The following is an 11,952-nucleotide window of genomic DNA, read 5'->3' as shown; positions in this document are numbered from 1 at the left end:
CGACTGGCAGATATGTCACGCCGGGTAAGCCCTTTAATCTTGGGTCTGGCTGAGCAAAGTGACTTCTCTGATGCTATCGGTCTTCAATAACCGGATGTTAAAGCAGAGGACGAATTCTATCAGCTGATCACAAAGGTCGAAGCCAGGGGACATGCTTTGGCCTCTTCCTCACAAACAAGCTTTTATCTAGCAGCTGCCGAATAAGACGGTATCTCACGTCCACCGTTGTCGCTGTGCCGGGATGGGGGCTCCGCCTTTATTTGAACCCAGTCCTCTTCTCGTGAAACTTCTTGGGTTCGGCTGATCGCCAGCTAAGAGCGGTGCGATCTTGTCAGAACAGGATGCGGGACTTCACGGAAACGCACACGATTGTTCGTCATTGATGAAGCTCACTACTTCAGTAGCGTGAAGTAGGAGTGGCTAAATAAGGAGGATGAGATGATCGATCTAAGTGTATCGGTGAGAGAGAGCGACTTGAGGATCGTGTCAAGCGCTGTCCAGGCTTGGTACCGCCACTATCGAATGACGCCGAATGAACAGGCTTCACAGTTGCTCTGCAACACCGCAGTTGAGTTATTCAACCAAGGGCATCGAACTCAGGAGGAGCTATCGACGCTGTTGATCACAAAATTTATTGGCAAAAATTCCATGAGGATCAACGCGCCAACGTCTTCTTCAAAGCATTGACGAGCAGCGTTCTCGTAGAACCCCAAAAATTCAGCGACCGCAGTCACTCAGCGTGGCCTTAGGCCGCTTCAATGCTCCCATCAGCAAGACGGAGTAGCTCACGAACCTTGATGACTGTTGACTGATCTCGGGCGGCTCGGCAGGGTTCGCCGAAGAGACCGGCGGAGCAGGCAACAATCGCTCTCAGATTTTGCCTGTCGGGACACCGCCGATAGCTCGGATCGACCTCCACCGTCCCAATTCGAGCACGGCATCTGGCAGGGCACGGTGCGCGAGGACAACGGGTTCGGTCTTCAGGAGGATCGTTGCGACCAACGCCGAAATTTCCGCGTCCGTAAGTTTGGCTCCGGCGGCCATACGCGCGGAATCGAAAAAAGCTTCCTCTGACCGGGCAAGCCGGAGGGCATGTCGTTGATATCCCGCCGCCCTGAGAAGCGCACTCAGCCATTTTCCATCCCAGCACGGTGCGCTGGCATAGAGCTTGTGTCCGCTCAGTGCATCGATCATCTCGGTCGCAATGATGCCGACAGACAGACCTTCATCCAGAAGGCGTCGGCGTGGAATGCCATGGATAGCTTCGGCCTCAGGCGACCAGTCCGTCCAGTCTGGGGCAGGGCGGATCAGCGCCGATCGCGATTGGCCGTTTTCAAAGACCCACGCCACTTCAATGGGGAAGCTTTTCTTACTGAGAGATGAGGCCTCAAAATCCAAGAAAACAATCAACCGGTATAACCAGCGTTTAGCCGTCCTCCGCAATCGTTGTGACAAGTTTGCCCGACATCAAGACGGGTGATCTTCTTCACCGACCAGCCTTGAACATGGAAGGCTCGTCGAACGCGGGCAATGGTGTCCACTCTCCTCAACTCCCGACTCCATCCGCTGCCAAAAGCCGGATGGTCGGATGAAACCGTACGGTCATCTCGGTCTGACGCTTCGCGAGCATCCGATTGCTTTCTTGAGGAAGGATTTGTCGGAGCGCCACATCGTCACCTGCGCAGAGGCCATGAATGCTCGGGACGGCCGCTGGATGATGGCAGCGGGCCTTGTGCTTGTCAGGCAGAAGCCTGGCAGCGCGAAGGGTGTCATGTTCATCACGATCGAGGACGAGGCCGGACCAGCGAATGTTGTCGTTTAGCCATCGTTGTTCGAACGCCGCCGCCAAGTCGTCCTTGGCTCGTCGATGATGGCGATCAACGGTCGAATTCAGCGAAAGGGGACGTCGTTCATCTCGTTGCTCAGCCTCGATCGGCGGGGTGGACTTCTTCCTTACCTCCATTTCGATGTCTGGTGGTGCGAGGCCGGGCCTTTCGACGCGGCCCGCGCTGATTATGCCGCGGCCGCATTCACTGTCGTTTCGGCAATTTGAGAAAGCAATTGGTCTGTTTCCTCCTCCTCGTCGAGGGTCTGAGCAAGCAGCTCCGCCACTTCATCGAGGCCAAGTGTCTTCGCCCAGGTTACCATCGTGCCATATCGACTGATCTCGTAATGCTCGACGGCTTGTGCGCCAGCCAGGAGGCCAGGGTCCAGTGCGTCGGTTCCATCCAACTCCTCCATCACTTCCTTGCCTTCAGCAATGATGCCAAGGATGGCGTTGCAGGTCTTTTGCTCGGCAGGCTTTCCGATCAATTCAAAGGCTTGCTCCAGCCGTTGAACATGATCCTCGGTTTGGTCGCGATGTGTCTCGAAGGCCACCTTGAGGTCCGGGGACTGCGCCGCATCAGCCATCTTAGGGAGAGCGTTGAGGATTTGCTTCTCGGCGAAGTAAATGTCCTTCATGGTTTCATAGAGGAGGTCGTTCAGGTGTTTTGAGGGTGCCATATTCGTGTTCCTTTATTAGAATTAGGGATTTCTTGCTACGGGATGCTGCTGGACCGCCGTCGAGCGTACGATGCCTGCGACGCCTCCGAACCAACCGGCGAGTGCTCCTAGAACTAGCGCCACGAAGCCAAGTAGTGCGCCTCGTGAAACGACGGTTGCCGTTGTCTGAGCAGCGTCCAATGCCTGCCGCTTTGCTTCGTCCACGGAGTCCGAATAGCTTTTCTGGTATTCGTCGACCTTAGCTCTCGCCTGGTCGACAGGGATGTTTTGTGCCTTGGCGAGGGCGTCTGCGGCCCTGGTTTTAGCTTCGTCGATCTTGGACTGATCGCCAGTCACGACAGCCCGCATTGCCGCCATGGCCGCATTCTGAAGTGCTCGTGGGTCGTTTCCACCGCTGGCATCACGAATTTGCCGCTCGATGTTGCCCATTGGGTCGGTGGAGGCGGCAATTGACGGGGCAGCCGTTGATGCCACCGATGCGGCCGTCTGGCCGACACCGCCGACGATACTCGACAGACCGCTGAAGGCACCCCCGACAAGAGCGCCAACCGAGGTAGTCAGCAGATAAAGCACGACGAGCGTCGTTAGGCCCCAGGCAGCCACGCCATGGAACCCGCCCGTAGATTTGTCCGGCCGCCCGGACACTTGGCTCGACACGTATCCGCCGATATAGGCAGCGACTATCCCAGCGGCGACAAACCAGAGCCCGCCGATGATGGAAAAAGTTGACGCTGCGGGATTGTCCGAAGTTGCAGGATCAAGAACTGCGGCCCCAATTCCGACGCCTAGCAGATTGAGCAGGAACTGGGTGGAAAGTGCCAGGATTACGCCCGCAAAGATCGCACCCCACGATATCTTATGGTGGGAGGCGGTAACGCGAGGGTCTGCTACATAGTCGGCATCTCGTGGCAATCGCGAGGTGGCGGGCTGGGACATCGTCCATTTCCTTTGTAAGGGCGGAGAGTTACCGCGCGGTTTGTTGTCGGACTCAAAGTCCGAAAAGTTCGCCGTAGGGCCTCGGTCGCCTGTCAAGCTTGGGTGCGGCAACGACATGGAGCCGCAGCCGTGTGATCGCTAACAACCTCGACGACCAATAGTTCCGCCCGAGAGTGGACAATAATTCAGATAAAGCTAATCTTCTGCCGCTGCTTCAATCGGTCGACAGAAGCGGAGAACGGTCAGACGGCGTGAGCAGGTTCAAAGACAAGATCGTTAGCGGGATGGTCAAAAACGGCTACACCCCGAAGTTTGCGGAGAAGACTTTCAGTCAATTGGAAGGTTTCGGCAGGTGTGGTTTCCCGGAGAGCCACGCAGCCTCCTTCGTGCTGATCGCCTATGCCTCGAACTACATCAAGTGCCATTACCCAGATGTGGTTTGGGCTGCGCTCCTGAATTCGCAGCCCATGCGCTTCTATGCGCCTGCCCAGATCGTCCGCGACGCCCGTGAGCATGGCGTCGAGGTGCGGCCGGTTTGCGTCATCGGTCCCGGTGGGATTGCACGCTGGAGCCATCGACGGCTCGGTCAATGACGCCGCTGTCACTGCTGCCGACATTGCTGCCTCGAACGGGGTCATCCATGTCATCGACAAGGTGATCATGCCGCCGGAAGGCTGACTTCTCATCCCGCGACCTGGAGAAGATCCATGAAGTTTATCAACATCTTCACGCTCATCCTCGTAATCGTAGGCGGGCTGAACTGGGGGCTGGTCGGACTATTTAGCTTTGACCTCGTGGCCGCCATCTTCGGGGCTGCCTCGGGGCTCGCCCGGATCGTTTGCCTGCTGGTAGGGCTATCGGCGGCCTGGCAGATCATCCCCCTGTTTTCTGCAATGGGCTCCGGCGAGTTCGCTGCTGGCCAGAACCGATAGGACCTGCGGAGGGACTCGCTTGCCTCGTCGGCGGTTCCCTCCATCTTTTGCCGGATGGACATGTATCCCCTGCTTGTGTTGATCGCCTTCGAGGTCGCGAGCTTCGCTGCGGCGGCTAGCGATCGCTATGCGGCGGCCGATAAGGTGATGTCGCGCCAGGCTGTCATGGCAGCGGCACGGCATTCTCGGTGATCGGAGGCGCTCAGATGTTTGCGGTGCAGATGGAAGAGGTTAGCGACTGGACCTTGAATTGAAATGAAACGCTGGCATTGGCGAGTGGACTTGAACCGCATCATGTCCCGTTCTCGTCGTCGAATGAAAAGATGAGAATTCTCAGCGCGGTTGTTGAGGCCCTTGTGCGAACGATGCTCGACGTATGGGATCAATTCGGCTTTCGCAGCAGAGTACGAGCGGAGCTTGTCGGTCACCATGACGCGCGGCGTGACACCTTGACCTTTCAGCAGCTTGCGGATCAGCGGCAGGGACGCCGTCTTGTTTCGGCGGCTTTGCAAGAGGGCATCGAGAACATGGCCTTGGGCGTCCACGGCCCGCCAGAGCCAATATTTCTTGCCTTTGATGGAACCGACCATCTCGTCGAGATGCCATTTGTCAGCAAAGCTGCCTCGCGACCGCCGCCGAATTTGACAGGCATATTCGCGACCGAACTTGCCAGCCCACTCCGAGACGGTCTGGAATGAGACCTCAATGCCGCGCTCGGCAAGCAGGTCCTCGACATGGCGGAGGCTGCGGGGAAATCGAAAGTACAGCCAAACCGTATGCGCTATGACCTCCGCTCGAAAGCGGTGGCGTTTGTAGCGGAGAGGTGCGAGATCGGTCGGCGGACGCTTGGTCATGCCAGCACTACCACCGTAACCGTTAAGGCGACGATCTCCTCCGGCATTCGCGCGGGCTTCATGATCCGCGCGCAGTGCGACAGACGAGAAGCCGCTATGGCTTTCGCGTCCGTGAAAGGACGATGCCACCTGTGGGCAGATAGACGCGATGTCTTAAAGCCTTCGCCCCATGCCGACGAAGTAAGACATTTGCCACAGTTTGATATCCTCAGGGAAATGAGAGCGGATCGTTATCACCACAATGCATTCCGCAGGCCTAATAGGGCAAGACGACGATCGCTTATTCGGCTCCGCTCTTTTGAGAAGAGTTCGTTCACTCCTGTCGCTTGAGGAAATCGTCCCGCCGTGCTCTTTGAACTCCGGAAGAGTTTTGCGGGAAGCCTGGATCCCGGGACGTCAGGCCAGAACGAGTCTTGAGCCCCATTCCCCTTAAGTCAATTAAGATTTTAGCTAGCGAACGGTAGAGCTACACGGCCTCTTTGACACGCTCCCAGGCATTTAGGAGATGGCGTCCCAGAGCTTCCGATAAGGCCGTCCCATCGCGCGCTTCGAGAGCCGCGATCATTTCTTCATGTTCAGCTACTGCAGCCGCCCATTTTTCAGCACCTTCGTGACCGATGAAGCGTATTCTTTTCAGGCGAGATTGTAATAGCGCCTGCATATCGCTCAGAGCCGCATTATGCGCGATCCGGCTTATCTCGGTATGGATTTCCTGGTTCAATTTGTAATAGCGCAGCCGATCTCTGGATTCGTAGCAGCGCAGCATCTCGTCATGAAGGCGTCTAACCGCCGCGATCTCTGAATCCGTGGCCGTGGCGCATGCTAGGCTTCCGGCGAGCTCCTCCAGGCTCTTCAGCACGATCAGCATATCGTGCACGTCCTTGCCGCTGAACCGTTTGACCATTGCCCCGCGACTTGGGACGAGTTCCACAAGGCCCTCGCTTGCGAGGTATTTGATTGCTTCGCGCAGCGGTGTGCGCGAAACACCAAGCTGTTCTCCGAGATGGGTTTCGTGAAGCCTGGTGCCCGGCGCCAGATCTCCTTCGATGATCATATCGCGAAGCCTACCGACGAGGGTGTCATGCAGCGCCGTCCGCTGGATGCGGCCGGTATTCGAGGTCGACAGTTCAGACAGCATTTCACTCATCTTCGAAAACCAAATTCCCACCTCTGCTCGGATCGATGATCCGCTCCTTATGGTTACACCAGATGCGGGCGAGTTCCAAATTGAAAAATTCTGTATACAAAATGCAAAAGACTTGTTCTTGGCGTGCTGATGTCCTAAAAGCCTCCAATCATTTCTGGAGGACGGACCTTGGACATCACCGCGAATGCAGATAGTCGACCCACCATTGCGCTTGCGATGGGAGATCCTGCCGGGATAAGCCCCGAGCTCACGGCGAGCCTTCTTGCGCTGGGCGACGTCGCGGACGCAGCCCATATCATCGCAATCGGAGATCGCCGGATCCTCGATAAGGGGGCGCACGAAGCCGGTGTCGAGCTCGATCTAGCGGCTGCGGCGCTTGACGGTCTGAGCAGCACGGATCGTTCACGGCATGTGTTCGTCGATCTCGCTCACCTGTCGCCTGAGGAGGTGACGCGCGGAGAGGCGACGTTGGCAGGAGGTACCTTCGCTACGCGGAACTTCCGCACGGCGCTCGAACTCGCACAGGCGGGCAAGGCCGATGCCGTTTGCTTCACGCCTTTCAACAAGAAGGCGATGCGTTACGCTTATCCCGGTTATGACGACGAGATCCGGTTTGTTTCTGACGTTCTGTCGTTTACGGGTAAGGTCCGCGAGTTCAATGTGCTGGAAAAGATCTGGAACGCCCGGGTCAGTTCCCACATTCCGCTCAAGGAAGTGTCCGCCAACCTGTCCGTCGATCGGATCATGGCCGAGCTGGAATTGACCCTGTCTTGCCTCAAGGCGGCGGGAATTAACCAGCCAAGGATCGCGGTTGCAGGCCTCAATCCACATGCTGGCGACGGCGGTAGCTTCGGTAGGGAAGAAATCGACATTATCGAGCCTGCCGTGGCTACCGCACAAGCGCGGGGACTTGCCGTCGAAGGACCGTTCCCGGCCGACACCGTCTTCCTCCGCGCCCTCAAGGAAGGCTTCAATGCCGTCTTGACCATGTATCACGACCAGGGACAGATCGCGATGAAGCTGATCGGCTTCGACAAGGGCGTGACGATGATGGGCGGCTTGCCTTTCCCGCTTTGCACGCCAGCCCATGGAACGGCGTATGACATTGCCGGCAAGGGCATTGCCGATGTGGGAGCCAGCCGCGAGGCAATCCTGCTTGCTGCACGCATTGCGTCCCGCCAGCGCAAGGATGCCAAGGCGGCCTGACTATCCGGCGGCCGGCGCTGTCGCCGGCCGTATGCCCGGGAGGACGCGGGCTAACTGTCTAAGGGAGGATGACGTTGACGAGCGCTAACAAAAAATGGACGCGTGATAACTGGCCGATTGCCGCGGCAATGATCCAGTATCCGAACATGCTGCCAGACGGCCGCTCCGTTCAGGACCAAACGGCAGACGAGTGGGCGGAGACCATAAGCGATGTCGCCGATGCCGGCTTTACCGAGATCGACCCAACCGATAGCTGGCTCAGGGTTGCCGATCTTTCACCGTCACGCCGCCGCGAATTTCAAGATATCGTAGCTGCTCATGGTCTGACCATACCGGCGATCTCCACCGCTCGGCGAAGCGTGATCGATGCGTCCCATGGCGACGACTATCTCGCCTATAGCCATCGTCTCATCGATGTCGCCGTCGAGATGGGGGCGGGCAGCGTCTCCTTCGGTTTTTTCGAGCCGCTGACGGAAAAGCAGAAGAACGCCTTGTGGTTCTGGACCGAGCAGGGAGCGAACAACCCCGATGATCCGGCGATATGGCGCAAGGCCGTTGCCCGCATCGCTGAGCTTGGCCGGCACGCGGCCGAGGTTGGTCTCGAGGTGTCTCTTGAGATGTACGAGGACACCTATCTCGGCACAGCAGACAGTTCCGTCCGCTTCGTCGAGGACGTGGGGCTCGACAATGTCGGCATCAACGCCGACCTCGGCAATCTCATTCGCCTTCACCGGCCTGTCGAGCACTGGTTGGCGATGATGACCAAGGTCGCGCCCTATGCGAAATACTGGCACGTGAAGAACTACATGCGTATCGAGGACGAGGCGTCCGGCCTGATCGGTACCCATCCGGTCCCGCTTGAATGCGGATTGATCAACTACCGGACCGCAATCAAGCTGGCGCTTCAGCATGGCTTCGAAAGCCCCTTTCTGTGCGAGCATTATGGCGGTGACGGGCTATCCGTCAGCGCTGCCAATCGCGATTACGTCCGGCGTATCCTGCCGCGTAGCTGAGGAGCGTTTCATGACCACGATCTTTAATGCTTCCGAGGAATTTGCGGCGACTGCGCTTGTCGGTTTCTGCCAGATTTACCCAAACCATGTTCGCCTTGTTAGCAACGGCGTCGTCCGTGCGACCACCGTGCCGAAAGGCAAGGTTTCGGTGGTCGTCGGCGGTGGCTCCGGGCACTATCCGGCCTTTGCCGGTTACGTAGGAGCTGGCCTGGCGGATGCCGCCGTTGCAGGCGACGTATTCGCATCGCCCTCGACCGCCGCGATTGCTCGCGTTTGCCGCCACGCGGATAATGGCGGCGGCATTGTTCTCGGTTTCGGCAATTATGCCGGCGATGTTTTGAATTTCGGCGTTGCCGCCGAGCGCCTGCGTGCCGAGGGTATCGACGTGCGCATCATCGCAGTGACGGATGATGTGGCCAGCGCTCCGGCGGAGACGCATGCGATGCGGCGTGGCATTGCCGGCGATCTTGTTGTTTTCAAGATAGCCGGTGCGGCGGCCGAAGCGGGCTTGTCGCTGGATGAGGTCGAAAGGATTGCGCGGCTGGCCAACGACCGCACCGTCTCCTTTGGTGTCGCCTTTGGGGGGTGCACGCTGCCGGGTGCGAAAGGGCCGCTTTTCAACGTGCCGAAGGGCCGCATGGCGCTTGGCCTCGGGATCCATGGCGAACCGGGCATCAGCGAGCAGGATGTTGCGAGCGCTACCGATCTGGCAGGCGTTCTGGCCGGTAAGCTGCTTGCCGAAAGGCCGACCGGCTGTAACCGTGTTGCCGCCGTGCTGAACGGTCTCGGATCCACCAAATACGAAGAGCTTTTCGTGCTGTGGACGGCGGTACGGGACAGATTGAAGGCCGATGGTCTCGATGTGGTTGAACCTCAGGTAGGAGAGTTCGTGACCAGCCTCGACATGCAGGGCTGCTCGCTGACGCTGACGTGGCTGAACGAGGAACTGGAAGGTTATTGGCTTGCGCCTTGCGATTCACCTGCTTTCCGCATGGGACGCACGAGTGCTGCAGATTTGAGGACGGATACCAGCGTCGACGAGGAAACCGCCTCCGCCATTCCAGCCGCCTCCGAGGCGTCCCGCAAGGCGGCACGCTGCATCAGCGATCTGTTTGTCGGCATTGCAGCGATGCTCAAGGATCAGGAGGCTGAGCTGGGCCGGATCGATGCGGTGGCAGGCGACGGCGACCATGGGCAAGGCATGCGACGCGGTTCGGATGCTGCAGCACAAGCGATATCCGCTGCGGTCGAAGCGGGTGCCGGTGCACAAACAGCACTGGCACGTGGCGGTGACGCCTGGGCGGATCGGGCAGGCGGAACCTCCGGGGCGATCTGGGGTCTGCTCTTGCGCTCATGGAGCAATGCGTTGAGTGATGCCGACGCGCCCCACGACAAGGCGATTATCGAAGGCGCATGGCTCGCGCTTCAGGGCGTGACCCGCCTGGGCCGAGCACGCGTGGGTGACAAGACGCTGGTGGATGCCCTTGTTCCGTTTGTCGAAACCCTGACGGGTGAGGCAAAGGCTGGCATGCCGCTTGCTCAAGCGTGGAGCACTGCTGCTGGAGCGGCACAGGACGCGGCCAAGGCAACCTCAAAGCTCGCGCCCCGCCTCGGCCGTGCAAGGCCGCTTGCGGAAAAGAGCATCGGTCATCCGGATGCAGGCGCGGTATCGCTTGCCATGGTCGCGGCCCTGGTATCCGATTTTATCGGGCGATCGCGCTGACGCTTGACGCGCGGGGCTGACCGGCTCGGTCGGCCCTAAAGACGTCAGGGTGATGATGTCCATCACTACGCTGAAACTCCTTTCCGAGATTCTGATTCCTTAGCGTCGGCCCCCTTGTGGAGATGCGCTCCACGGCGGCGGTTCCTTCTCCTCGCCATCCACAAAATCCGGCTCGCGCCGCGCCCGAAACCTAACTGTCCACAGGCCCTAAGGCTTGTCAGAAAAAGGCTTCGTCCTGTTCCCGCCGGAGTGACAGTAGTTCCGACGCCTCGTCGAGTTCGACGTCGCCGCAGAGGATCGGCTGACCCGCCGAAACGGCTCTCGCGAGCTTGCGGTTTGCCGCGAGATAAAACGGTACCGGGGTTCGGTCCGACAGCCGGGTTGCGGGCACCATTCTGGCCGATACGTTCACGATCGAATGATGGTGTCCGCTGGCGGTCAAAACGGTGCCGGCGGGAATATCTGCATCGGCATAGGCGATGAGGTCGATGACCGGCTGCGGCTCTGATGCGCCACTGGAGATGCCGCGCAGCCCTACTTCCAGGATGCTGGTGGCTGCTTCAACGCCAAGAAGATGCCGGGGAATATAAAGCATCGCGACATCGCCCTTGCGGCTGACGACATGGCCCTTTTCCGCAAGCATCTCCCAGGTCAGCGCGTCATCGCATCGCACGGTCACGAAGACGCCGCCGGCAAAGCTCACTTCGCCGGGAAGGCGAAGGCAATGGAACACCTCGAGACTTCTGGGCGTCTTGAGCAGCCCGCCACTCGTTTGCGGGGAGAAGAAGTCGGCGACTTCGGAAATGCGGGCGATCGGCGCGTGCAGGTCGGATCTGTCGACCTGAAAACCGGTGGCATTGGCGACAACCGTCAGTTCGCAAAGGTCCGGCACTGCGCGTTGCGGCAACGCTGATGCGATCGCGGCGCGCTTCGCGGCGACCGCCGATATCTCTAAGCTGGTGGGCTCAATCCAGTCCCCGAATTCGGGAGCGGCTATGACTTTGCCGTTTGAATTCAGGGTCTTGAGCGCTGGGTCAAACACGAAGTCATATTCGCTCGCCTTGCCGGCGCCGACGATCTCCAGTCCTAATACTTCCGCCCATGTGATCAAGCCGATGAGCAGGCTTGGCTGATCGCCGTCGACCGGGGTAACGATGACATTATTGCGGCGTGCGCGCAAAGAAAGGCCAGCCCCAACGACGCTATCGACCTCCTTCGAGACCAACGCCACATGCTTGCCTGCATCGATCGCAAGCCGCGAATGGCGGGCGCCGGCTTCCGGGTGGCCGGTTGCCTCGACGACGACGGAAATCGGCAGTTCGAGAATGTTTGCAATATCGCCGGTTGCGATGAAGAAGCCCTTCTCCCATGCGGCTTTCGCTTTAGCAACCGTGTCACACCGCGCGATCCTGGCGTCATCGATGTCGAGACCGCGAAGGACGTCGAAAGCCATCTCCGCTCTTACATCGACGGCGACCCGCGTGCTGATAAGCGGCGTCTTCAGGCTTTGGGCGAGAAAGGTCCGGCCAAATCCCCCGGTGCCGACAATGCAGCATTCGACCGCCTCGGCATTGGAGCCGAAATAGCTATGGTAATTCATAATGTGGACCTTGCTGACGAGTGTGAAAATCAAGTC

10 protein-coding genes and 3 pseudogenes are annotated in these 11,952 nt (G+C 58.9%); 7 read left to right on the top strand and 6 right to left on the bottom strand.

What is annotated here, in order from left to right; all coding sequences use genetic code 11:
* Nucleotides 1–870: 870 nt before the first annotated feature.
* The gene (locus HGP14_RS31455; RefSeq protein ID WP_168833768.1) at nucleotides 871–1,410 is read right to left on the bottom strand and encodes a transcriptional regulator; all 540 of its coding nucleotides are present in this window, start codon (nucleotides 1,408–1,410) and stop codon (nucleotides 871–873) included.
* A gap of 187 nt (nucleotides 1,411–1,597) precedes the next feature.
* On the opposite strand from HGP14_RS31455, the pseudogene dnaE2 (HGP14_RS31450) reads away from it, so the two are divergent.
* A pseudogene (dnaE2, locus tag HGP14_RS31450) lies at nucleotides 1,598–2,013 on the top strand (error-prone DNA polymerase); the annotation flags it as partial.
* Here the strand turns inward: dnaE2 (HGP14_RS31450) and HGP14_RS31445 are convergent.
* Both HGP14_RS31445 and HGP14_RS31440 read right to left on the bottom strand, forming a co-directional pair.
* Entirely contained in the window at nucleotides 2,014–2,505 is a 492-nt protein-coding gene (locus HGP14_RS31445; RefSeq protein WP_168833744.1) for a ferritin-like domain-containing protein, read from the bottom strand. It abuts the pseudogene before it with no gap.
* Nucleotides 2,506–2,526: 21 nt separating this feature from the next.
* Nucleotides 2,527–3,441 carry a PhnA-like protein gene (locus HGP14_RS31440; protein WP_168833743.1) on the bottom strand — a complete coding sequence of 305 codons (915 nt, stop codon included), beginning with the start codon at nucleotides 3,439–3,441 and terminating at the stop codon, nucleotides 2,527–2,529.
* A gap of 248 nt (nucleotides 3,442–3,689) precedes the next feature.
* On the opposite strand from HGP14_RS31440, the pseudogene dnaE2 (HGP14_RS31435) reads away from it, so the two are divergent.
* From dnaE2 (HGP14_RS31435) to HGP14_RS31425, 3 genes and pseudogenes are all read left to right on the top strand, one after another.
* Nucleotides 3,690–4,012 (top strand): annotated as a pseudogene (gene dnaE2, locus HGP14_RS31435) (error-prone DNA polymerase); the annotation flags it as partial.
* A gap of 8 nt (nucleotides 4,013–4,020) precedes the next feature.
* A pseudogene (locus tag HGP14_RS31430) lies at nucleotides 4,021–4,119 on the top strand (fasciclin domain-containing protein); the annotation flags it as partial.
* 29 nt (nucleotides 4,120–4,148) lie between these two features.
* Complete coding sequence (locus tag HGP14_RS31425; protein ID WP_168833742.1) at nucleotides 4,149–4,373, top strand: DUF378 domain-containing protein; 225 nt, start codon at nucleotides 4,149–4,151, stop codon at nucleotides 4,371–4,373.
* Between the two features lie 125 nt (nucleotides 4,374–4,498).
* Here the strand turns inward: HGP14_RS31425 and HGP14_RS31420 are convergent, their stop codons facing one another.
* Both HGP14_RS31420 and HGP14_RS31415 read right to left on the bottom strand, forming a co-directional pair.
* Nucleotides 4,499–5,227, bottom strand: a complete 729-nt coding sequence (locus HGP14_RS31420; RefSeq protein ID WP_168833741.1) for an IS6 family transposase — start codon at nucleotides 5,225–5,227, stop codon at nucleotides 4,499–4,501.
* Nucleotides 5,228–5,693: 466 nt separating this feature from the next.
* Nucleotides 5,694–6,374, bottom strand: a complete 681-nt coding sequence (locus tag HGP14_RS31415; RefSeq protein ID WP_168833740.1) for a GntR family transcriptional regulator — start codon at nucleotides 6,372–6,374, stop codon at nucleotides 5,694–5,696.
* Between the two features lie 216 nt (nucleotides 6,375–6,590).
* On the opposite strand from HGP14_RS31415, the gene HGP14_RS31410 reads away from it, so the two are divergent.
* The 3 genes from HGP14_RS31410 (at nucleotide 6,591) to HGP14_RS31400 (ending at nucleotide 10,316) form a co-directional block, all read left to right on the top strand.
* A complete protein-coding gene (locus HGP14_RS31410; protein ID WP_168833767.1) occupies nucleotides 6,591–7,580 on the top strand; it encodes a 4-hydroxythreonine-4-phosphate dehydrogenase PdxA in 990 nt (329 codons plus the stop codon).
* Nucleotides 7,581–7,708: 128 nt separating this feature from the next.
* On the top strand, nucleotides 7,709–8,593 hold the full coding sequence (locus tag HGP14_RS31405; RefSeq protein WP_409527117.1) for a sugar phosphate isomerase/epimerase family protein: 885 nt from the start codon (nucleotides 7,709–7,711) through the stop codon (nucleotides 8,591–8,593).
* 10 nt (nucleotides 8,594–8,603) lie between these two features.
* On the top strand, nucleotides 8,604–10,316 hold the full coding sequence (locus HGP14_RS31400; RefSeq protein WP_168833738.1) for a dihydroxyacetone kinase family protein: 1,713 nt from the start codon (nucleotides 8,604–8,606) through the stop codon (nucleotides 10,314–10,316).
* A 217-nt stretch (nucleotides 10,317–10,533) separates the two neighbouring features.
* Here HGP14_RS31400 and HGP14_RS31395 read toward each other — a convergent pair whose 3' ends face one another.
* Nucleotides 10,534–11,916, bottom strand: a complete 1,383-nt coding sequence (locus HGP14_RS31395) for an NAD(P)H-dependent oxidoreductase (RefSeq protein WP_168833766.1) — start codon at nucleotides 11,914–11,916, stop codon at nucleotides 10,534–10,536.
* Nucleotides 11,917–11,952: the final 36 nt, after the last annotated feature.

Source organism: Rhizobium sp. P32RR-XVIII, assembly GCF_012641395.1.
In the GTDB taxonomy this organism is placed as follows: Bacteria; Pseudomonadota; Alphaproteobacteria; order Rhizobiales; family Rhizobiaceae; genus Rhizobium.
Note: the sequence above shows the minus strand (reverse complement) of the source record. Positions and strands in the feature narration are given on the sequence as shown.

Coding starts and splice junctions, on each gene's coding strand:
- HGP14_RS31445 (WP_168833744.1), bottom strand. CDS start 2,505: ATGGCACCCTCAAAACACCTGAACGACCTCCTCTATGAAACCATGAAG.
- HGP14_RS31440 (WP_168833743.1), bottom strand. CDS start 3,441: ATGTCCCAGCCCGCCACCTCGCGATTGCCACGAGATGCCGACTATGTA.
- HGP14_RS31425 (WP_168833742.1), top strand. CDS start 4,149: ATGAAGTTTATCAACATCTTCACGCTCATCCTCGTAATCGTAGGCGGG.
- HGP14_RS31420 (WP_168833741.1), bottom strand. CDS start 5,227: ATGACCAAGCGTCCGCCGACCGATCTCGCACCTCTCCGCTACAAACGC.
- HGP14_RS31415 (WP_168833740.1), bottom strand. CDS start 6,374: ATGAGTGAAATGCTGTCTGAACTGTCGACCTCGAATACCGGCCGCATC.
- HGP14_RS31410 (WP_168833767.1), top strand. CDS start 6,591: ATGGGAGATCCTGCCGGGATAAGCCCCGAGCTCACGGCGAGCCTTCTT.
- HGP14_RS31405 (WP_409527117.1), top strand. CDS start 7,709: ATGATCCAGTATCCGAACATGCTGCCAGACGGCCGCTCCGTTCAGGAC.
- HGP14_RS31400 (WP_168833738.1), top strand. CDS start 8,604: ATGACCACGATCTTTAATGCTTCCGAGGAATTTGCGGCGACTGCGCTT.
- HGP14_RS31395 (WP_168833766.1), bottom strand. CDS start 11,916: ATGAATTACCATAGCTATTTCGGCTCCAATGCCGAGGCGGTCGAATGC.